Origin of the sequence: Desulfovibrio piger (assembly GCF_012843875.1) — a bacterium.
GTDB lineage: Bacteria > Desulfobacterota > Desulfovibrionia > Desulfovibrionales > Desulfovibrionaceae > Desulfovibrio.
This window is the reverse complement of sequence record NZ_JABAFY010000028.1, coordinates 13475-33743: the sequence shown is the minus strand read 5'-3', so window position 1 is coordinate 33743 and position 20269 is coordinate 13475. Positions and strand designations below refer to the sequence as shown.

The 20269-nt window shown below is 65.7% G+C and carries 16 protein-coding genes and 1 CRISPR repeat array; of the genes, 8 read left to right on the top strand and 8 right to left on the bottom strand.

Translation table 11 applies throughout. The features are described 5' to 3' along the window. Nucleotides 1–109 precede the first annotated feature (109 nt). The 4 genes from HF854_RS12725 to HF854_RS08165 form a co-directional block, all read right to left on the bottom strand. Nucleotides 110–2155 (bottom strand): dipeptide ABC transporter ATP-binding protein, encoded by a 2046-nt coding sequence (locus tag HF854_RS12725; RefSeq protein WP_168935845.1) that lies wholly within the window; start codon nt 2153–2155, stop codon nt 110–112. Between the two features lie 208 nt (nt 2156–2363). Continuing rightward, nucleotides 2364–3905 (bottom strand): ABC transporter substrate-binding protein, encoded by a 1542-nt coding sequence (locus HF854_RS08175; protein WP_321031849.1) that lies wholly within the window; start codon nt 3903–3905, stop codon nt 2364–2366. Between the two features lie 118 nt (nt 3906–4023). Further along, the gene (locus tag HF854_RS08170; protein ID WP_168935844.1) at nt 4024–4974 is read right to left on the bottom strand and encodes an ABC transporter permease; all 951 of its coding nucleotides are present in this window, start codon (nt 4972–4974) and stop codon (nt 4024–4026) included. After that, nucleotides 4974–5954, bottom strand: a complete 981-nt coding sequence (locus HF854_RS08165) for an ABC transporter permease (protein ID WP_168935843.1) — start codon at nt 5952–5954, stop codon at nt 4974–4976. The genes HF854_RS08170 and HF854_RS08165 overlap by 1 nt, the downstream gene beginning before the upstream one ends. A 329-nt stretch (nt 5955–6283) precedes the next feature. Between HF854_RS08165 and HF854_RS08160 the strand changes: the two genes are divergently transcribed. The 4 genes from HF854_RS08160 to HF854_RS08145 all read left to right on the top strand — a co-directional run bounded on the left by HF854_RS08160 (nt 6284) and on the right by HF854_RS08145 (nt 9599). Beyond that, nucleotides 6284–7270 carry a TOBE domain-containing protein gene (locus HF854_RS08160; protein ID WP_168935842.1) on the top strand — a complete coding sequence of 329 codons (987 nt, stop codon included), beginning with the start codon at nt 6284–6286 and terminating at the stop codon, nt 7268–7270. A 66-nt stretch (nt 7271–7336) separates the two neighbouring features. Then, complete coding sequence (locus HF854_RS08155; protein ID WP_006006696.1) at nt 7337–8158, top strand: ABC transporter substrate-binding protein; 822 nt, start codon at nt 7337–7339, stop codon at nt 8156–8158. 98 nt (nt 8159–8256) lie between these two features. Then, a complete protein-coding gene (locus HF854_RS08150; protein ID WP_006006694.1) occupies nt 8257–8952 on the top strand; it encodes an ABC transporter permease in 696 nt (231 codons plus the stop codon). Then, nucleotides 8949–9599, top strand: coding sequence for an ATP-binding cassette domain-containing protein (locus HF854_RS08145; RefSeq protein WP_168935841.1), 651 nt, complete (start codon nt 8949–8951; stop codon nt 9597–9599). Before HF854_RS08150 ends, HF854_RS08145 begins: the two co-directional genes overlap by 4 nt. A 142-nt stretch (nt 9600–9741) precedes the next feature. Next, nucleotides 9742–10107: direct repeats of the CRISPR family, unit length 36 nt; unit sequence GCCGTGGTTGCCCTCCCAATTTCCCTCTGCTAATCT. Nucleotides 10108–10206: 99 nt separating this feature from the next. Here HF854_RS08145 and cas2 read toward each other — a convergent pair. The 3 genes from cas2 to cas9 are packed head-to-tail and all read right to left on the bottom strand — an operon-like array spanning nt 10207 to nt 14738. Further along, entirely contained in the window at nt 10207–10536 is a 330-nt protein-coding gene (cas2, locus tag HF854_RS08140; RefSeq protein WP_204626565.1) for a CRISPR-associated endonuclease Cas2, read from the bottom strand. A gap of 9 nt (nt 10537–10545) precedes the next feature. After that, on the bottom strand, nt 10546–11445 hold the full coding sequence (gene cas1, locus HF854_RS08135) for a type II CRISPR-associated endonuclease Cas1 (RefSeq protein WP_168935840.1): 900 nt from the start codon (nt 11443–11445) through the stop codon (nt 10546–10548). Next, the gene (gene cas9, locus HF854_RS08130; protein WP_168935839.1) at nt 11442–14738 is read right to left on the bottom strand and encodes a type II CRISPR RNA-guided endonuclease Cas9; all 3297 of its coding nucleotides are present in this window, start codon (nt 14736–14738) and stop codon (nt 11442–11444) included. The genes cas1 and cas9 overlap by 4 nt, the downstream gene beginning before the upstream one ends. 112 nt (nt 14739–14850) lie before the next feature. On the opposite strand from cas9, the gene HF854_RS08125 reads away from it, so the two are divergent. From HF854_RS08125 to HF854_RS08110, 4 genes are all read left to right on the top strand, one after another. Next, nucleotides 14851–15156 carry a hypothetical protein gene (locus tag HF854_RS08125; protein WP_168935838.1) on the top strand — a complete coding sequence of 102 codons (306 nt, stop codon included), beginning with the start codon at nt 14851–14853 and terminating at the stop codon, nt 15154–15156. 270 nt (nt 15157–15426) lie between these two features. Next, nucleotides 15427–17169, top strand: a complete 1743-nt coding sequence (locus HF854_RS08120; protein WP_168935837.1) for an aldehyde ferredoxin oxidoreductase C-terminal domain-containing protein — start codon at nt 15427–15429, stop codon at nt 17167–17169. 86 nt (nt 17170–17255) lie between these two features. Beyond that, a complete protein-coding gene (locus tag HF854_RS08115) occupies nt 17256–17495 on the top strand; it encodes a MoaD/ThiS family protein (RefSeq protein ID WP_006006681.1) in 240 nt (79 codons plus the stop codon). A 151-nt stretch (nt 17496–17646) separates the two neighbouring features. Further along, a complete protein-coding gene (locus HF854_RS08110; protein ID WP_168935836.1) occupies nt 17647–18453 on the top strand; it encodes a ThiF family adenylyltransferase in 807 nt (268 codons plus the stop codon). Between the two features lie 577 nt (nt 18454–19030). On the opposite strand, the gene HF854_RS08105 is transcribed toward HF854_RS08110, so the two are convergent. Continuing rightward, nucleotides 19031–20254 carry a DNA polymerase IV gene (locus HF854_RS08105; protein ID WP_205906071.1) on the bottom strand — a complete coding sequence of 408 codons (1224 nt, stop codon included), beginning with the start codon at nt 20252–20254 and terminating at the stop codon, nt 19031–19033. Nucleotides 20255–20269 lie beyond the last annotated feature (15 nt).

The following is a 20269-nucleotide window of genomic DNA, read 5'->3' as shown; positions in this document are numbered from 1 at the left end:
CCCCCCCCCCCCCCCCCCCCCCCCCCCCCCCCCCCCCCCCCCCCCCCCCCCCCCCCCCCCCCCCCCCCCCCCCACAACGCTCCCCAACACCTTCCTCACCGCCCGACACTCAGCCACGCAGCCAGTGGCCGGGATGGACCTCGCGCCACGTGCCGTCGCTTTCGTCATCAGGACAGGGCAGGATCTCCTTGCGCTGCTCGAACAGGGGATCCGGCACGGGCATGGCCGAAAGCAGGGCCCGGGTGTAGGCATGCAGGGGCCGGGCGAACAGCTCTTCCGTGGGGGCCAGCTCCACCAGACGGCCGTGACGCATGACGCCCACGCGGTCGCAGAGGTAGCGCACCATGGCCAGATCGTGGGCGATGAACAAAAAGGTGAAATCGTGCCCCTGCCGCAGATGGCGGAACAGGGCCATGATCTGGGCCTGGATGGAGACATCCAGAGAGGCCACGGGCTCGTCGGCCACGATGAAGCGCGGCTCCAGGGCCACGCTGCGGGCGATGGCCACGCGCTGGCGCTGGCCGCCGGAGATCTCGGCCGGATAGCGGTCCAGGAAACCGGCATCGAGCCCCACATGCCCCAGCAGGCGGACGACTTCTTCCCGGCGCTGGCGGGCATCGCGGAAGACGTTCTGGATGACGAAGGGCTCGGCGATGATGTCTTCCACGCGCATGTGCGGGTTCAGGGCCGCGGAGGAATCCTGGAAGATGATCTGCATCTGGCGCTGGCGTTCCTGCCGCAGGTGCGGGGCCTGGTCGTGGATGTCGTGCCCGTCGAAGAGGATGCGGCCCGTGGTGGGCGGATACAGGCCCATGACGGCGCGGGCCAGCGTGGACTTGCCGCAGCCGGATTCACCCACCAGACCGAACATCTCGCCCCGGCGGACGGCAAGGTCGAGCCCGTCCACGGCCCGGACGGTCAGGCCCCTGCCGGGACGGAAGTGCAGACGCAGATCCTGCAATTCCAGCAGGGGGCGGTCGTCATCATCGTGGGGATGGCCGTGCGTATGGCCATCTGTGGATGCCGCGGCTGTCCCCTGTTGGGCGGCCAGACGGTCATGCAGGCGCTGGTGGCCCTCTCCGAAGGCATAGCGGCTGTCGGACATCTCCAGCGCATGGGCGCTGTCGGTCCAGCACAGGCTGGCACTGCCCCGGCCCGGCGTGATGTGCAGGGGGGGCTCCACTTTGGGGGCCTGCGGGTGCAGCAGCCAGGTGGCGGCCTTGTGCCCGGGGCTGACTTCGAAAAAGGGCGGCATGCGCTGGTAGTCCACCTTCATGGCCCAGGCGTTGCGCTCCGCAAAGGCATCGCCCGGCGGCGGGTCCAGCAGGCTGGGCGGCATGCCGGGGATGCCCCGCAACTGCCCGCTGCGCACGGCCAGCGCGGGCAGGGCCCCCAGCAGGCCCCAGGTGTAGGGATGCCGGGGATCGTAGAAGACATCGGCGGCGCTGCCGGTCTCCACCAGACGCCCCGCGTACATGACGGCCACCCTGTCGGCCACGCGGGCCACCACGCCCAGATCGTGCGAGACGAGGATGATGCCCACGCCGGTCTTGCGCTGCACGTCGCGCAGCAGATCCAGCATGCGGGCCTGCACGGTCACGTCCAGCGCGGTGGTGGGCTCGTCGGCCAGCAGGATGCGCGGCCCCAGGGCCAGGGCGATGGCCAGCACGCAGCGCTGCCGCATGCCGCCGGAAAAATAGTGCGGTTGCAGGCGCATGCGCGCCTCGGGATCGTCGATGCCCACCAGTTCCAGCAGTTCGAGGGCCCGCTGCCGGGCCTGCTCCGGGCGCATGCGGCGATGGCGGCGCAGGGCCTCCATGATCTGGTCGCCCACGGGCAGGGTGGGGTTGAGGCTGGCCATGGGATCCTGGAAGAGCATGGCGGCCTGCGGGCCGCGCACGGCGCGCATCTGCCGCTCGCTGCAGGGCACGATGTCGCGGCCTTCCAGCAGGATGCGGCCCGAGATGCGGGCATTGTCTGGCAGCAGGCGCAGGATGGAACGGCAAAGCACGGACTTGCCGCAGCCCGATTCGCCCACGATGGCCAGGGTCTCCCCGGCGTGCAGTTCCAGATCGACGCCGCGCACGGCCTGTACCTGTCCGGCGGGGGTAGCGAAGGTGATGTGCAGGTCTTCCAGTTGCAGCAGGGGCGTCATGGCAGGGACGGGGTTGAGGTTGGAGAAGGGCGCCGGACAGCGTACGGCGCGGGGACGGCAGCCGCGCCCGCGTCGTTTCCCGGCGGGCCATCCGGCCGGTGCGGCGCGTCAGGTTCGGGACAGGGGGCCGCAGGACGGCAGACGACGGGGGCACCGCGTCCGGCCTGCGGACGACGGCACCCCCGTCAGAAACATCTTCCTGCGGCGTCTAGCGCTGCAGGGTCCAGTCTTCGATGTTCCACATGACGCCCACGGCATGATGCCCCAGGACGCGGGTGGTATCCAGCCCCTTGAGACCGGCCACGCTCACATAGTTGCCGTGCAGGTAGACCAGGGGCAGCTGCGCGGGCATGGCGGCATAGGCCACTTCAAAGGCCTGATAGGCGGCCTTGCGCTTGGCGGGGTCCTCGGTGGCGCGGCCCTCACGCAGCAGCTCGTCCACCTTGGGGCTGGAATAGGCCATGTTGTTGTCGCTGGCGCCGGTGACGAAGCTCTTGAACACGCCGTCGGGGTCGAACTCGGCGGCAAAACCGGCCAGATAGCCGTTGTAACCGGCCTTCCAGTCGAAGCGCGTGACCAGGGCGATGTTCATTTCCACCCCGGCTTTCTTGAACTGGCGGGACAGGACGTTGATGATGTCCACGCGCTCTTCTTCGTAGTCGCGCACCTGGATGGTGAAGGAGAAGCGCTCGCCGTTGCGGGCGTAGATGCCGTCCGGGCCCTTTTTCCAGCCCAGGCGCTCCATCTCGGCCGCGAATTTTTTCAGGTCATAGGGATAGACGTCGGCAGCGGGGTTGCCGCCCAGCGGGCTGGTCTGGATGGGGCTGAAGGCCGGGAAGCCCTGGCCCGCCAGCACGCCGTCCACGATGGCCTGCTTGTCCACGGCGTAGTTGAGCACCGCGATGGAGTCCTTGTTGCGCTGCCAGAAGGGCGTGTGGAAGTCCATGGCCACCGTGCGCAGGTCGGCGGTGGTGAAGTCCACGGTGGTGAAGCCGTCCTTGCCGCGGAAGGTGCGGGCATACTTGGCGTTGAGCCAGGCCAGGTCGGCCTCGCCGGAACGCAGCATGAGGGCCTTGGTGCTCTCCACGGCCACGGTCTTGTAGACGATGCGCTCGATGGACGGCACCTTGCCGTAATAGTCCGTGTTGCGCTCCAGCACGATCATGCCGCCGGCCGTGTCCCAGGAGACGAACTTGAAGCGGCCGGTCCCCACGGGAACGTGGTTGGCGGGCACGGTGTTGATGTCGTGGCCCTCATAGAGGTGGGCGGGCAGGATGCCCATGCAGAAATTGTCCAGCATGGCCGCATTGACCCGCGCCAGCCGGATGACCACGGTGCGCTCGTCCGGGGCCGAGATCCGGCTGATGTCCTGATAGTTGCTGGTGATGGTGGAGGTCAGGGTCTTGTCGCTGGTCAGGGCCGTGTAGGTGTAGACCACGTCCCGGGCGCTGAAGGGCGCGCCGTCGTGCCATTTGACCCCGTCGCGCAGGTGGAAGGTATAGGTCAGGGTCTTGGGATCATAGTCCACGCTTTTGGCCAGGTCGGGCACGGGCAGGCCCTTGGCGTCGAACTTCATGAGCCCGGAAAAGATGATGGTGGGCAGTTCCTGATGGGGGCTGAGCACGGGGTTGATGGTGTCCTCGTTCTCGCCGGCATAGACCAGGGTGTTGGCCATGTCGGCGGCCGGGGCCGGATGGGCGGTCAGCAGGGCCAGAGCCAGCAGGCAGCAGGACAGCAGGGATCGTTTCACGGCGGGGGTTCCTCGGCGGCGGGCCCGGGGCCCGGGTTGAAGGTTCTCGGCGGACGGGGGAACAAAGATGCCCCCGGGCGGGCGGCATGTATCCGGGGCAGGCGGGGCCTGCCGGTGTTCAGAGATTGCTGGGGCCCCGGACGCTGTTGCGGCGGAAGTGGTGACCCAGGCTCGTGATGCAGAGCAGGGCCGTCACCAGGAACAGGCCGGGGATGAGGATCACCCACCAGGTGTTGAGCAGCAGGGCCTTGTCGGCCAGGGCCAGCATGCTGCCCCAGGAAAGTTCGTCCACAGGCAGGCCAAGGCCCAGGAAGCTGAGGGTGGATTCCATGGCGATGCTGGTGCTGACGGCCGAGATGACCACGAAGAGGATGGCCGAGACCACATTGGGCACCAGATGGCGGCGCATGATCCAGCCAAAGCTGCCGCCCATGCAGCGTGAGGCCAGGATGTATTCGCTGTGGCGTATCTGGCGCACCTCGCCGCGCACGATGCGGGCCAGGGCGAACCAGCCCGTGACGCCGATGAGCAGGGCGATGCTCAGGGCGTTCTGGGGGCCCAGAAGGGAGACGGCCAGCAGCAGCACCAGCAGCACGGGGATGCTCTGGACGAGCTCCACAAGGCGCATGAGCAGGGCGTCGGTACGGGCCGGGGCGATGCCGGACAGGCAGCCGTAGGCCACGCCCAGCACGGTGATGACCGCGGCGCTCAGCAGGCCGATGAGCAGGGAGGCCCGGCCGCCGAACCAGATGATGGAATAGATGTCCCGGCCCAGGGAGTCTGTACCGAAAAAGAACCGGCTGCCGGGCGGGGTGTTGCGGTCGGCAAGGTAGAACTCGGCGGGGTCGTGGTTGGCCAGCCAGGGCGCGCACAGGCAGCCCAGCACCAGCAGGAGCAGCAGGCACAGGGGCAGCAGGGGCAGACGGGCCAGGCGCTGCCGCCAGCCGGGACGGCGCAGGGCCGGGCGGTGTTCCCGCCAGCCCGCGCCCACCAGCTCGAAGGCATCGTCGGGGAGGGCCTCCTGCGGCCGGGTCGCGGCGCTGTGGGGGGCCGTACGGGTCTCGTCCATCAGCAGACCACCTCACCGCTCTTGATGCGCGGGTCGATGGCCTCGTTGATGCTCTGGGCCAGCAGACTGCTGATGATGACCATGGCCCCGGTGAACAGGACCATGAGCATGAGCAGGTTGTAATCGTGATACTTGGCGCTGGAGATGGCCAGCAGGCCGATGCCGGGATAGTTGAACACGGCTTCGGCCACATAGGTGCCGCTGAGCACATGCGGGATGGAGATGGCCATGATGCCCACCACCGTGGGCATGACGTTGCGCAGGCAGTGGCTCCAGAGCACGCGGGTGCGGCCCAGGCCCTTGGAGCGGGCCAGCAGCACATAATCGCGCCGTACTTCGTCCAGCAGCTTGTTGCGGATCATGTAAGCGTAATACCACAGGTGGCTGGCCACCATGACGGCCAGCGGCAGCACCAGATGACGGGCGCGGTCGGCGATGTCGCCGGCCTTGCCGTAGCTGTAGGCGCCGCTGCTGGGCAGCCATTCCAGATTGACGCTGAAGACCAGCACCAGCAGCACGCCCAGCCAGAAGGCCGGGACATAATAGGCCGTGGTGCCCACCCGGCAGATGAGGCGGTCCAGGGCGCTGTGCTCGAAGCGGGCGCAGAGCAGGGCCAGGGCGATGGCCAGCACGAAAACCAGCGCGTAGGCCAGCCCGCCCAGCAACAGGGTGTTGCCCAGCAGGGGCAGGACCACATCCACCACCGGGCGCTTGTATTTGAGCGACATGCCGAAGTCGCCGTCCAGCACGTTGCCGGCCCAGCGTTGGTACTGTTCCCAGATGGGGCCGTCCAGGCCCAGGCGCCGGCGGGCGGCGTCCAGCTCGGCGCTGCTCATGGATTGCACGGCATCGCCGTAATAGGATTGCAGGGGATCGCCGGGCGTCAGGCGCGAGATGTAGAAGACCGCCAGCGAGAGCGCCAGCAGCATCAGCACCAGCAGCGCTGCCTTGCGCAGCAGGGAGGCTATGAGGGTCGGCATGACATCCTCCGGTCGGCCTGACGGTCGCATCCGGTTTTTGGTGTTACAAATTGCAAATCCGTGTCACGGCTATTTAGGGCCATAAAAGCTGCCGTGTCAAGGCAGGGGCCGGAAAAAAGCGGACATGGCGTGCTTTCGCGCCATCCTGCGGACAGGAGCGGCGCGTGCGCGTCCGGCTGTCTGTTGCCGCTGCCCGCCGCCGGAGGGGTGGTCACCAAAACATGGAAAAATCATTCCTGATTCTGCCGAAAACGTGACAAGAGCCGGGAAATGTCGTATGCCTTGCGCAGTCTTCGCGAGACGTTCAGCCCCTAAAGAGAGCCGCCGCAGTGTCCCATCTGACCCGAGAAAAACTGGAAGCCCTTTCCCGCTGCTGGGAGCAGTGGGAAGCCGAGGCCGCCACGCCCCAGCGCAAGGTGGCGCGTGCCCGGCTGCATCTGTTGTTCCTGCTGCTGCGTTACGGCGGCCTGCGCCTTGGCGAGGCGCTGGAGCTGGACGCCCGCAAGGATGTGGACACCGTGACCGGTATGGTGCATGTTCCGGGTCCCAACAGCCGGGACGTACTGCTGCCCCTGAGCGCCATGCGCCATGTGCGCCGCATCCTGAGCCTGCCCGAGGCCGAGAGCATGGGCAGGGACTTTTTGCACTTCGACCAGGGCTTCATCCGCAAGAGCTTCTATGCCGTGGCCCGGCCGCTGGGGCTGGACAGGGCCCTGGTGGGGCCGCGCGCCATCCGCTACGCCCGCGGGCTGGAGCTTCTGGACCTGCATGTGCCGGTCAACCTGGTGCAGAAATTTCTGGGCCAGCAAAAGCCTTCGCAGATCGCGGCCTTCCTCAACTTCTCCGACGGCGCCGCGCGGCGCATGGTCCAGAACAAGACCCTGGGGCCCTCGTCCGGCACGGACCCGCTCTGCAATTCCTTTCTGGGCATCGTGGAGGACATTTCCGTGGGCATGCGCATGGCCTCGGTGAGCGTGCGCACCTTCGGCGACATGCGCCTTGGCGTGCAGTGCGGCACGCGCCAGTTCGTGCATATGGAGATCCACGCCAACCAGGTGGTCACCGTGCTGGTGGACCCGGAACAGATCGTGCTCTCGCGCAGCCGTGCCACGCTCAGCATGGGCAACTGCCTGCCCTGTACGGTGCAGAGCATCCACCAGGATCAGGTGGAGTCCTTCGTCTCGCTGGAACTGGGCGACGGCTCGCGCCTGTGCGCCACGGTGGAGACGCCGGGCCTGCTCCGGGTGGGCATCTACGAGGGCCAGAAAGTCTACGCCCATTTCCCGTCACGGGCCGCGCGCCTGTGTCTGGACTGATATTTCCCGCAAGGGGCCGCCGTTCCGAACCGGCGGCGCATCATCAACCAATCAAGGAGTCGTATCATGAAAAACCTGAAAAAACTGTTCCTGCCCGTGCTGGCCGCCGCCTTCCTGGCCGCTCCGGCCCAGGCTGCCGACACGCTGATGATGGCCACCACCACCAGCACCCAGGATACTGGCCTGCTGGAGTTCCTGGCCCCCACCTTCCAGAAAGAGACCGGCATCGAGCTGAAATGGGTGGCCGTGGGCACCGGCAAGGCCCTGGAGATCGCCAAGAACTGTGACGCCGACGTGCTGCTGGTGCACGCCCCCGCCGCTGAAAAGGAATTCGTCAAGGCCGGTCACGGTATCGACCGCCGTCAGGTGATGTACAACGACTTCGTGGTGGTGGGCCCCAAGGCTGACCCCGCGGGCGTCAAGGGCAAGGATACCGCCGCCGCCCTCAAGACCATCGCCGACAAGAAGGCCTCTTTCGTGAGCCGCGGCGACCAGTCCGGCACCCACAAGGCCGAACTCAAGCTGTGGAAGCAGTCCGGCCTCAATCCCGACAAGGAAGCCTTCTACATCTCCGCCGGCCAGGGCATGATGGCCACCCTGAACATGGCCGCTGAAAAGAGCGCCTACACCCTGACCGACCGCGGCACCTGGATCAAGTTCAACGCCCAGCAGGGCGCCAAGAACCCCCTGGCCATCGTGGTGGAAGGTGACAAGGCCCTGTTCAACCAGTACAGCGTCATCACCGTGAACCCCAAGCAGTGCCCCAAGACCAAGGCCGACCTGGGCAAGAAGTTTGAAGACTGGTGGGTGGCCCCCTCCACCCAGAAGCGCATCGCCGAGTTCAAGCTGGAAGGCAAGCAGCTCTTCTTCCCCAACGCCGGCAAGTAGCGTTTTTCCGTCCATTGGCGGGGACGGTCTCCGGGCCGTCCCCGTTTTGTTTTTCGACCTCCCTCCACGGATTCCCTCCGTCACATTCCTGGTGATCTATGGACTATCTGGTCAACGGCTTCTGGGCGGCCTTCGCCCTGCTGGCCAATATGGACGACGCCACCTTCTCGGCCATCACGGCCACGCTGGTGTCCACGTCCTACGCCATGGCGGCATCGCTGCTCATGGGCCTGCCCATGGGCTTTGCCCTGGGCTATTGTGATTTTCCCGGCAAAAAGTTTTTGCGCCTCATCTCCGACACCCTGCTGGCCTTCCCCACCGTGCTCATCGGCCTGCTGGTCTATGCCTTCATCACCTATCGCGGCCCGCTGGGCGAATGGGGCCTGCTCTTCACTCTGCCGGGCATGGCCATCGGCCAGACCCTGCTGGCCCTGCCCATCGTGGTCTCGTGGGTGGCCCAGGCCGTGGAGGGCCTTGACCCCCGCTGCCGCCAGACCCTGCTGACCCTGGGCGCCCGGCCCCTGCAACTGGCCTGGCTGAGCCTGTGCGAAGTGCGCTTCGCCATCGCCATGGTCTGCCTGACCGCCTTCGGCCGCGTCATCACCGAGGTGGGCATCGCCATGATGCTGGGCGGCAACGTGCGCTATCATACCCGCACCATGACCACGGCCATCGCCCTGGAGACCAGCAAGGGCGAGTTCGCCCAGGGCATCGCGCTGGGCCTGGTGCTGCTGTTCATGGCCTTTGCCATCAACGTGCTCATGACCTTCATCAAGCACCGGGGGCGCATATGAGCCTTTTGTACGAAGTCCGCGGCCTGGTGTGCCGTTACGGCCGCGTGACCGCGCTGGACCTGCCCGCCCTGGGCGTGGACGAGCTGCGTATCCACAGCGGCCAGGTGCTGACCCTGGTGGGCTACAACGGCAGCGGCAAGTCCACCCTGCTGCGCCTGCTGGCCTTTCTGGAAGAGCCCGACGAGGGCCGCATCATCTATCATGGCGGCGAGGACCCGCGCCGCGAGGTGAGCCTGCTGCTCCAGGAACCCTATCTGCTCAAGACCACCGTGTTCGAGAACGTGGTGCTGGGCCTGAAGCTGCGCGGCCGTCGGGACGGTCTGGAGGACGCCTATCAGGCCGCCATGCGGCAGGTGGGCTTCGATGATCCCGATGCCATGCGCCGCCGCGGGCCCAACGCCCTTTCCGGCGGGGAACGCCAGCGCGTGGCCCTGGCCTCGCGCCTGGTGCTGCGTCCGCGCGCCCTGCTGCTGGACGAGCCCACCTCCAACGTGGACGTGCGCAGCGCCCGCGCCATCGCCGCCGCCGTGGCCCGGTGCCGGGCCGAAGGCGCGGCCATCGTCTGTTCCACCCATGATCCCGCGCTCATGCAGGCCCTGGGCGGGGAACAGCTCAAACTGGGCCAGGGCTGGAGCCTGGAAGGCTAGAGGGTCGGGGCAGGGGGAAGACGGGGGAAGGAGGGGACCCTTTTTCTTGCGGAAAAAAGGGCCCCCTCCTTCCCCCGTGCCCCCATCCTCCCCGCCAAAAAACGCTCATACGGGTCTGTGCGCGGCTGTAGGCGTCTGGCGTGCCGTGGTTGCCCTCCCAATTTCCCTCTGCTAATCTTCTGGCGGCAACTGCCGTCCATCCCTCTCAGCCGTGGTTGCCCTCCCAATTTCCCTCTGCTAATCTGCGGCGTGCATGCGGGCCATGAGCTGGTCCGCCGTGGTTGCCCTCCCAATTTCCCTCTGCTAATCTCCAAAATGCCCGCCATCACAGACATGATGGGCCGTGGTTGCCCTCCCAATTTCCCTCTGCTAATCTGGGCAGATTCCGCGGAAATGACAGAGGCAGGCCGTGGTTGCCCTCCCAATTTCCCTCTGCTAATCTTACACACAGACGGGGGAACAGCTCCCCAGCGCCGTGGTTGCCCTCCCAATTTCCCTCTGCTAATCTGGAAAATGGAAAACCTTGTGTTTTTACTGGAGAAAACAGTGTTTTTTTCCGGTAAGAGCACAAGGTTTTTCCGTATGGGGCGTTGTATGGCAGCACTTTTTAGAAAAGCAGCAATTGCGTGGCCGCCTCCTTTTCCATGACCGGCATGTCCCCCACCAGCAATCTCATGCGGCCGTACTGTTTTTCCGTCACCTGCAGCAGGCGCACACAGCCGTGCGGCGGCAGGTTCTTTTGCAGCCGCCGGATATGGGTCTCCACATTTTCCGGGCCCCGGCAAACGCGGGCATAGACCGAGAGCTGCACCCGGTCATAGCCGTCCCGCAGCAAAAAGTTGCGGAAGCGGTTGGCCTCCCGCTGGTCATCCTTTGTTTTGACCGGCAGATCGAAAAAGACCAGCAAACGCATGTATCGCACCTCTTCCGCAGGCATGCTCCCCCCTTATTCCCCAAGCTGGGGAAAGGGCGGCAGCGGCCCTTTTTCGGCATAATAGGCACGCACGGCCTCCACCTGACGGCCCACGGCCTGGGGCAGCAGGCAGCGGCCCCCTTCCCAGTCCACCTGCCCGTGCAGCAGGCCCAGCAACGCGGCCTTGTCCGCCGGAGCCAGTTCCGCGTCGTCCCCGGCCGGGCCCGCCTCCAGATGGCGCGCCACCAGCAGGTCCGCGAAAGGTCGCCAGGCTTCCATAAGGTCGTCGGCCAGATTGAAGGCATTGTACGGGCCCCTGTGATGGATGCCCAGCGCCGGGGCAAAGCCCCGTGCCGCCAGTTCCCGTGCCACACAGGCCCGCAGCAGGGCATAGGCATAGTTCAGCAGGCTGTTGCACCTGTCCTCGGCGTCCGGGTCACGCCGGAAGTGGCGGAACAGGCGGCTCCAGTACAGGCGGGCGGCCACGGCTTCCACATTGTCCGGGTCGCCGCTGCCCACTTTTGTCCGCAGGGCCGCCACCCGTTCCGCGCCGTCACGGCCCAGCAGGCGCAGGCAGGCCGCCTGATTGCCGATCTTGGCCCGCACGCAGGCCTGCCACAGCCGTTTTTTGCGTACTTCTCCCAGTGCGACCTGGGCCTGCAGGGTGGACAGTTGCCGGTAGTAGGGCGCCAGCGGCAGCACGGCCGCGCAGGGCATGTGCCGGGCATCCACGGTCAGCAGCAGGCAGCCCTGTTCCGCGCAGGCCGAGAGCAGGGCCGCGCTCAGGCGGACCTGGGGCGTGTCGATGACCACAAAGCCCAGGTCTTCCAGCGGCAGGGACACGTCCTCCTCCCCTTCCCGGCGCAGCAGCAGGCGTCCGGCCCGCAGGTCCAGCCGGGCCGGGCTGCTGATGCACAGGCCCCGCCAGCTCATGACCGGCCCCGGGGATCGGCCTCGCGGCGGACCAGGGACAGGCGGCCGAAACGGTCCACCCGGTATTTTTCAAAGCGCTTCAGATTTTGGATGCCGATTCCTCGAATAGTATTTTTCTTATCATGAGCAAGGCTTAAGCTGATATTGGCGGAACCTCTATCTGGACCCTCAAAATAGCCTTCCTTCACCTCGCCCTTGCGGTTCTCCGTCAGCACATAGCAATCCGGTGTCAGGGAAAAAAGGAAGTGATAGTCCTCCGTCAGTTCGAGCCAGTCCTTTTCATCCTTGTGCGCGACGCAGGCCCGCAGGGGCAGGCGTTTGTCCGCCACGTCCTTGGCGTAGACGGGCACCATGTAGAACTTGCCGTCACGGCTGTAGATGTCCGTACGTACTATGCCACCGTTTTTGGCCTGGGCCTGTCCGGAGCCCCGCTGCAAGATTACGCCGCTGCTGAACTCTCCGGCGCGCACGCGCACATGCCGGATGATGTCGCCATGTGCCGAGCGGGGCAGGGCATCCCCGGGCTTGCCCGCATCCAGCCAGCGGCGCAGGGCCGCCACCACGTCCGGGCAGCGGGCGGCGTCCTTGATCCTGTCCAGGTCGGCCACCGTCAGCCTGGCCACGGCCTTGCGCTCGTACAGCACGCGCCGCGTCTCCCCGTCGGGTTGCCGTTCCTCGCGGATGGCGCGCAGGGTCTCCTCGTGCAGGGGGCCCTTGGTGCGGCCGCGTTCCACGCGCGAGACGAAGACCGAGCCCAGGGCCCGCCCCACCGTGGCGCTGAAATCCTGCCACGGGCAGGGGATGTGCAGGCGTTCGGGGCCGTTCTCCTCCCGCTGGAAAGCCCGCACCATGCGTTGCAGCATCCCTTCGCTGCACGCGGCCACCAGCAGGGCGTCCAGGGCGTGATGCCGGTCGCCGGAGCGCTGGCCGTCGATCTTTTTCAGGGCCTGCACGCCCCAGTGGCGGCGTAAAAAGTCCGTCACCTGCCCCGGCCGTGCGAAGAAACGCCGCCGCGTCCTGCCGTCCGCGTCCTGCATGGGCACGTCATGGCGGGCGTACTCCTCCTCCAGCCAGCGCAGGGTCAGGCGGGCCACATAACCGGAATCCGTCAGGTTGCGGGCATGGAAGCGCCCCTGTACCTCGGCGTTCAGGTCGCGCAGCAGGTAGTTACGCTTTTTCAGGCCCTTGAGCGGCAGGCTCTGGACCCATTGCTCAAAGTCGTGCCAGGCCTGCGGCTGTGCGGCGCCCAGCCATTCCCACGGTGTCCTGCCGCCCTTGGCCTGGTTGGCCGCGTGACAGCACAGGCAGAGGTTGTGGAAACTGTTGTCGAAGGTACGGCTGCGCGGCAGGATGTGGTCCACCTGCACGGCATTGACGCCGTCGGCCAGCCATGCCGGGGGGATGCTGCCTTGCGGCATGGCGTTGCCGTAGGCACGCTCGCCGCCCGCATGGCGCCACAGCATGTAATAGGCGCACTTCCCGTCCTGCTGCCTCCACAGTTCATAGCGCTGCACTTCACCGGCGCTGACCGCCTCCGGGCTCTTGCCCAGTAATTGGGCCACGGCTTTGCGGGCGGCCTCCTTTTCCTTGGTGCGCCGTTCCAGGCCCCGCGAGATGCGGTTGCGTTCCTCGCCGCTCTTGCCTACCTCACGCAGCAGCTCCACATGCACCCGGCCGGGCAGGAAGCCGAACTCGCGGCAGATGGCGGAGAACTGGCGGCGCACCTCGCGGAAGACCCGCAGGACCACCGGATTGCGGATGTCCGTCACGTCGGTCTTTTGTGCCGCGCGCGGGTCGAACCCGGCCAGCTCGCAGGCGGCGGCATATTCGCCGCAAGCCAGCATATGCGGCAGGATGGCTTCCATGGCCCGCAGGCTCAGACGTGCCGTGCCCTGGAAAAAGCCCAGTTTCCCTTCCCCGGCGGCCTGTGACAGGGCCGCGATCCGGGGCGCCGGCAGCGGCAGCAGGGCCAGGAGCGCCCGTATCTGGCTCAGGTCGTTGAGCTCGGACACGATGCGGACAAGGGCGTCCGTCAGGCGCAGCCCCGCCATGCCCCGCGCCAGCAGGGCCGCCGCCGGGGCGGACAGGGCGCCCGTGGCGGCCAGCCGGGCGGCGTCGGCCTCGTCCAGACGCTGTTCATGCAGGGCTTCATATGCATCGCCAAGGATGCCCCTCAGGCAGGCCGTGCCCTGGCAACACTTGCCGGTACGCATGACCACGTCCGCTTTTTCGGGATCCTGGACGTTGCCCTTTTCCGTCACACCGTAGGAAAGGCCCGCAAAACGGCAACCGGCAGGCAGGCGCAGTACCTGCCGCAATTTTTTGTAGGTGACGGACTGCACGCTGCCGAAAACGGCGCACGCCGCCTGCCGCTGTTCCTCGCTCAGGGGCGTCTCTTCCCCTGTTTCCTGTCGCAGGCGCATATTGCACAGCGCCTGGACATAACGGAACAGTTCGGCCGTGGGGGCGAAGCGCGGGGCCCGGCGCTCCCCTTCCAGAAAGGCGCACGGCCCCACCATATGGCTGACGGGAGCCAGCGGCCGCTGCGCGAAGGCCAACTCCGCATAACGGCACCGGACCTCCTCTCCGGCCAGAGGGTTGCCAAGCTCCCGCTGGCGTGTGAACAGGATATCCACCTCGTTTTCCTGCAAGCTGCGCAGCATGCACAGGTCATAACGCGGTGCGCCGGTATGGTCGGCCCGGTTGCGACGTCGCTCCCGCGAGGCCAGCAGGGCACCGACGGTCAGGCCGCTGGCCTCCACTTCCTGCTGCAGATTCGAGACTGCCTGCAATACCTGGCCCATCTCCTTGTCACTGCCGCTGCGGTCAGTCTTGCTGTTGGAACGGAAACCGCGATGCTTGGCGATATGCAACAGCACCACGGCCCATTCCCGGGCCTCCAGCCGTCGCTCCAGCCCCTCGCGGCGCAATTGCCAGGGATCGCATTGCGCGCCCCGCCCTTTGCCCAGATGGAACGCATCGGCATCCCGGACGCCGGGCACTCCCAGGCTGTCCAGCAGGGCACGGACACGCCGCATCCTTTGGGCCCGCCGCGCCGTCGTCCGGCGCTGCATGCGGGCCGTGCGCCGCTTTACGTTCAGCAGCTCCTTGGTCTTGGGGTTTTCGGGAACATGGAACAGCCGCACCCCCAGGGCATAGGTTGTCTCTCCCTGCGGGGTCTGCCGTTGCAGCAGGCGCTGTTCGCCTGTTTGAAGGTCTTCTTCCAGCAGGGCCCAGCCCAGAGAGCCCACGCCTATGTCCAGTCCGAGGATAACGTCGTCACGTACCTGCATAGGAATATCCTTGACAGTATATAGAATAAGAGGATACTTTTTATTTGCTCTTTAGCAGAGGGCAGTTGGGAGCGCAACCACGGTAATCTTTTCTGTGGAAAAGAGCTCCTGTATGGGGATGGATTTTAAGATCTGTCCCCATACATCTTTTCTAAGAGTCTTTTTTAAATATCATGCTGTATTATGCTCTGTTTTGCAGTTGACTAAAAAATTATGTGCTGCTTTTTTAACAGCCTTTTTTGCTGGTTATGACAGCTTTGTTCCCGGTCAAAGACAACGGTCAGGGCTGCTGAAACGAAACACGCTTTTCCCTGTTTTTTCGAGGAAAGGCGTGTTTCGTTTTTCTGTCGCCAACGGTCTTTTCGAGGGCTGCCAGATGGTTAGTCTGCATGAGGGGAAGGCAGTTTTTCCGTCCTGACTCTCAACCAAAAACACGCTTTTGCTCCAGACTTGGATATTGCCGGGCAAAAGCGTGTTTTTTGTCGTGTTTTATGAAATTTTTTTAAGAATCAGCGCTTCAAGGCCGCATCCCTGCCGGAAGCGTGTCCGTTTTGGGGAGGGGCAGGGCCGGAAGCGTGTCTGTTTTTCCGTTTTCTTGACCAATTTTTTTTTGCGGGACTAAGGTGGGTCAAACTGGATGGATGTACTGCTGAACTGCCTTGTTTCGCATCAATCAAAGGAGAGTTTCATGTTCCGTTTCCTGCGGGTCAACATGGCCGCCAAGACCTGTGTGTTTGAAGATATCCCCGAAGAATACGCCGGTCTGGGCGGTCGTGCCCTGACCTCCACCATCGTGGCGCGCGAAGTCAACCCCATCTGTACGCCGCTGGGCCCCCACAACAAGCTGGTGTTCGCTCCCGGCCTGCTGGGCGCCACCAACAGCCCCAACGGCAACCGTATTTCTGTGGGCTGCAAGAGCCCCCTCACCGAAGGCATCAAGGAATCCAACTCCGGCGGTCAGCCCGGCGGCCATCTGGCCAAGCTGGGCATCATGGCCATCATCGTTGAAGACATGGCCACCGAAGGCGAATGGTGGCAGCTGGAACTGAGCAAGGACTCCGCCAAGCTGGTGCCCTCCACCGTGGCCGGCCTCAACAACTTCGACGCCGTCGCCAAACTGGTGGAGACCTACGGCGACAAGTGCAGCTATGTGACCATCGGCCGCGCCGGTGAGTTCAAGCTGACCGCCGCCAGTATCGCTTTCACCGACCGCGAGCTGCGTCCCATGCGTCACGCCGGCCGCGGCGGCGTGGGCGCCGTCATGGGTTCCAAGGGCCTCAAGGCCATCATCATCAACCCCGAGGGCGGCAAGAACCATCCTCTGGCGGATGAAAAGGCCTTCCGCGAAGCTTCCAAGCGCTTCGCCAAGGCTCTGACCGAGCATCCCATCACCGGCAAGGGCCTGGCCGAATACGGCACCGGCGTGCTGGTGAACATCCTGCACGAAGCCGGCGGTCTGCCCACCGCCAACTTCACCGTGGGCCAGTTCGACAAGCACGAAGGCGTGTCCGGCGAGACCATGAACCGCCTGACCAAGGAACGCGGCGGCGAAGGTGCCGTGGCCCACGGCTGCATGAGCGGCTGCATCATCCGCTGCTCCGGCCTGTTCCCCGACAAGCAGGGCAAGTTCCAGAGCAAGTGGCCTGAATACGAGACCCTGTGGTCCTTCGGTCCCCACAGCGGCATCAGCGACATCGACGCCGTGAGCCGCTTCGACTACATGTGCGACGACATCGGTGTGGACACCATCGACGTGGGCGTGGCCGTGGGCGTCGCCATGGCCGGCGGCGGCATCCCCTACGGTGATGCCGAGGCCGTGAAGGCCGCCATGCAGGGCATCAGCGACGGTACCCCCCTGGGCCGCATCATCGGCTGCGGTACCGCCACCACCGGCCGCGTGTTCGGCGTGCGCCGCGTGCCCTGCGTCAAGGGCCAGAGCCTGCCCGCGTACGATCCTCGCGCCGTCAAGGGCGTGGGCGTGACCTACGCCACCACCCCCATGGGCGCCGACCACACCGCCGGTTACGCCGTGACCGCCAACATCCTGAGCTGCGGCGGCAAGGTCGATCCGTTGAAGCCCGAAGGCCAGATCGAACTGTCCCGCAACCTGCAGATCGCCACGGCCTCCGTGGACTCCGTGGGCCTGTGCCTGTTCACCGCCTTCGCCATCCTGGACATCCCGGATGCCCTGGCCGCCATCGTGGACATGCTCAACGCCAAGTACGGCTGGCAGCTGACCGGTGACGACGTGGTCACCCTGGGCCAGCGCATCCTCTCCACCGAAATCGACTTTAACCGTCGTGCCGGCATCACCGAATCCGCCGACCACCTGCCCGATTTCTTCGTGGACGAGCCCGTGGCCCCGCACAACACGACCTTCGACATCTCGCACGAAGAGCTGAAGACGGTCTTCAACTGGATCAAGAAGTAGCATAGACTGAGACCGGGCCCGCCTTTGGGGCGGGCCCGGATCGTCACACTTTTTCTTGACCGGCGGACGCCATCATCGGAGGCAGCATGAGCATACTCGTCAAACTGAGCACGACCCTGCGGGACTATGTACCGGGATATGACCCAGAAGCGGGGATAACGCTTGATGCGCCCGAAGACGCCACGGCTGCCGATGTGGCAAGGATGGTGGGACTGCCGCTGGAAGAGATAAAAATCGTCATGATCAACGGGCGTCAAAAAGAGGTCCAGAGCAAGATATGCGACGGTGCTCGTGTGGCCTTTTTTCCTGCTGTCGGAGGAGGTTAGACGCCCGTTGATCATGACACCCATCACATCGCCATCCCCTGGGGAAGGGGCATGTTCCGCGGCGTTCCCGCCCTGGACTGCGTCCAGGATACGGGAGCGCCTCGGCGCGTTCCTGCACGACGGCTCGCTGGCCTCATGGGCCGGGCCGCATGTGCTGCGCCGGGCTGCGGACGGTACGCCCTTCGTCGGCGGCACTGCCATCCGGCAGCTGGCCGCAGGGGCCGTCCTTCCCGAACGGGAGGTGATGGTCGCGCTCCTGCAAGACGGCATCTGGCCGGAACGCTTCCGTAGAAACTACGGTGTTTTTTCCGCTGATGCAATGGTTCATCTGTTGCAAACTCGTGTCTTCGTGCTGGGCTGCGGCGGTCTGGGCGGGCATGTGGCCTCCCTGCTGGCGCGGCTGGGCGTGGGGGGCCTGCGCCTGTGCGACAGCGACATCTTTGAGGAGAGCAACCTCAATCGTCAGTATTTCTGCACGGAAAGCACGCTGGGCCAGCCCAAGGCCGTGGCCACGGCGCGCGGTTTGTGCGACATGGCAGGCTATCTGGCCCTGGATGTGCGGCATGCGGAAGCGGATGAAAAAAATTTGCCGGACATGCTGCAAGATGTGGATGTGGCCCTGGATTGTCTGGACGACCTTGCGCTGAAAATGCTATTGGAAGAACGTTCCGCCGCGGCGGGGGTGCCGTTCGTGCACGGCTCCGTGCTGCGGGCCGAGGGCTTCGCACGCGCGGCCCGTTCCGGGCGCCTGCATCTGCGGGAACTCTACGCTTCCGGGCTGACCAGCGAGGAAGCGGGCAGTGCCCGCCACGAAGGCGTCATCGCCACGGCCCCGGCCGGGGTGGCCTGCCTGATGGTCTCCCTGTGCCTGCGCCTGCTGCTGCGGCCCGATGCCGGGGATTCGGCCCTGTTCCATGCCGATCTTTCCGTGCCGGAACTGGAACGCTTTGAATTTTAGCCATTGCGCCCTGCCGGGCATCTTTTTGCGGAGATGGTCTGACAGCGCACACCATATTTCTCCACAGCCGACTACCTGCGCCCGACGCACAGGCGGGCAGGCAGTGCGGGGCTGCCTTGGGGGGCGGCCCGGCCGGAAGAATTCTCCTTCTTCCGGCCTTTTTTGTTTTTGTGGGGGAAGGGGCGGGTCGCCTGCGCGGCGGGCGGCAAGGGGCCGGGGGCTCGGCGCCCCCAGGCCCCCTGCACCCCCGTGCCCCGCCTTGGTCCCCAGTGCTGTGACGGCGCGCCGTAGGCGGGGCAGCACAGCGCCTTCGGCGCACGCCGCCCAAGCGGCGCGCTCAATACACGGGACGACAGCCTGTAGGCGGCAAGGATCGCAGTGCACAGGGGCCAGACAGTCCATATGCGTGGAGCAACAGTTACTGGATTCTGGGCCGCTGTGAGATCCTGCAGGCACTCTGCGTCTTATAGGAATGCCCCAGAGAACGACGCATGACAGGCCGTCTCGTCAGGGGCGGCCTGTCTGGTAAAGCGCGCTGGGGAAGGGGAGGGGGAACCCCTCGCCTCAAAACATCATCTTAATCATCCTCGCCATCATCGCGTGGGCGGAAGAGGCGGCCGCGCTGGACGGCCTGTTTGCCGAATTTGCCCCGCAGGTTGTCCAGGGCGGCGTCCAGACGGCGGCGCCGGGCCTCCTGCTCGGGGTCGCGGCCCCGGACGCCGCGGAACACGCCGGGCAGCAGCTCCTGGGTGGGGGCGTTGCCGAAACCGGACACGCCCAGGCCGATGAGCCGCACCGGCTGGGGCAGGGCTTCGGCTTCCAGCAGGGCGGTACCGGTCTCGTAGAGGGTCTCGGTGCTGTCCGTGGCTTCGGGCAGGGTGCGGGATCGGGTGATCTGACGGAAATCCGCGAATTTGACCTTGAGGGTCACGGTACGGCCGCGCAGGCCGTGACGGCGCAGCGAGGCCCCCACGCGCTCGGCATGACCGAGGAGCATGGTCTTGAGGAATTCCCGGTCGCGGGTGTCGCGGGCAAAGGTGGTCTCGGCGCTCTCGCTCTTGGCCTCGTGTTCGGGCACCACCGGCCGGGGATCGATGCCCCGGGCCCGGGCGTGCAGCTCCCGTCCCCATTTGCCGAAACGCTGTTCCAGAAGCTCCGGGCCGTAGCGGCGCAGCTGCTCCACGCGGCGGATGCCCAGGGCCTCCAGCTCGGCCACCATGCGCCTGCCCACGCCGGGCAGACGGCGTACGTCCAGCCCGCCCAGAAAGCTGTCCACGTCGTCCGGGCGCAGGATGTAGATGCCGTCGGGCTTGTTGATGTCCGAACAGATCTTGGCCAGGAATTTGACCGGCGCCGCGCCCACGGAACAGGTCAGGCCGCCGGTGACCTCGCGCACCCGGGCCTTGATGGCCGGGATGAGCTGCTCCACCGGGCCGAACAGACGCTCCAGCCCGGTGGCGTCCAGATAGGCCTCGTCGATGCTGGCCGGTTCCACCAGCGGGGAAAAGTCCTGCAGGGCGGCCATGATGCGGCCGGATATCTCCACATAACGCCGGCGGTTGCCGCGCACGAAGATGGCCTGCGGGCACAGCCGCCGGGCCGTGGTCATGGGCATGGCCGAATGCACGCCGAAGCGCCGCGCCTCATAGGACGCGGTGGAGACCACCCCGCGCGTCTCGCCGCCGATGATGACAGGCTTGCCGCGCCACTCCGGGTGATCCATCTGCTCCACGGAGGCAAAGAAGGCATCCATGTCCAGATGCAGGATGATGCGGGGAAAAGGATCGGACAAAGACCGCATGAGGCATCCTTTGCC

Excerpts from the sequence above, each read along its gene's own strand:
- HF854_RS12725 (WP_168935845.1), bottom strand. The coding sequence starts at position 2,155 with ATGACGCCCCTGCTGCAACTGGAAGACCTGCACATCACCTTCGCTACC.
- HF854_RS08170 (WP_168935844.1), bottom strand. The coding sequence starts at position 4,974 with ATGGACGAGACCCGTACGGCCCCCCACAGCGCCGCGACCCGGCCGCAG.
- HF854_RS08165 (WP_168935843.1), bottom strand. The coding sequence starts at position 5,954 with ATGCCGACCCTCATAGCCTCCCTGCTGCGCAAGGCAGCGCTGCTGGTG.
- HF854_RS08155 (WP_006006696.1), top strand. The coding sequence starts at position 7,337 with ATGAAAAACCTGAAAAAACTGTTCCTGCCCGTGCTGGCCGCCGCCTTC.
- HF854_RS08150 (WP_006006694.1), top strand. The coding sequence starts at position 8,257 with ATGGACTATCTGGTCAACGGCTTCTGGGCGGCCTTCGCCCTGCTGGCC.
- HF854_RS08145 (WP_168935841.1), top strand. The coding sequence starts at position 8,949 with ATGAGCCTTTTGTACGAAGTCCGCGGCCTGGTGTGCCGTTACGGCCGC.
- cas2 (WP_204626565.1), bottom strand. The coding sequence starts at position 10,536 with ATGCCTGCGGAAGAGGTGCGATACATGCGTTTGCTGGTCTTTTTCGAT.
- cas1 (WP_168935840.1), bottom strand. The coding sequence starts at position 11,445 with ATGAGCTGGCGGGGCCTGTGCATCAGCAGCCCGGCCCGGCTGGACCTG.
- cas9 (WP_168935839.1), bottom strand. The coding sequence starts at position 14,738 with ATGCAGGTACGTGACGACGTTATCCTCGGACTGGACATAGGCGTGGGC.
- HF854_RS08125 (WP_168935838.1), top strand. The coding sequence starts at position 14,851 with ATGGGGATGGATTTTAAGATCTGTCCCCATACATCTTTTCTAAGAGTC.
- HF854_RS08120 (WP_168935837.1), top strand. The coding sequence starts at position 15,427 with ATGTTCCGTTTCCTGCGGGTCAACATGGCCGCCAAGACCTGTGTGTTT.
- HF854_RS08115 (WP_006006681.1), top strand. The coding sequence starts at position 17,256 with ATGAGCATACTCGTCAAACTGAGCACGACCCTGCGGGACTATGTACCG.
- HF854_RS08105 (WP_205906071.1), bottom strand. The coding sequence starts at position 20,254 with ATGCGGTCTTTGTCCGATCCTTTTCCCCGCATCATCCTGCATCTGGAC.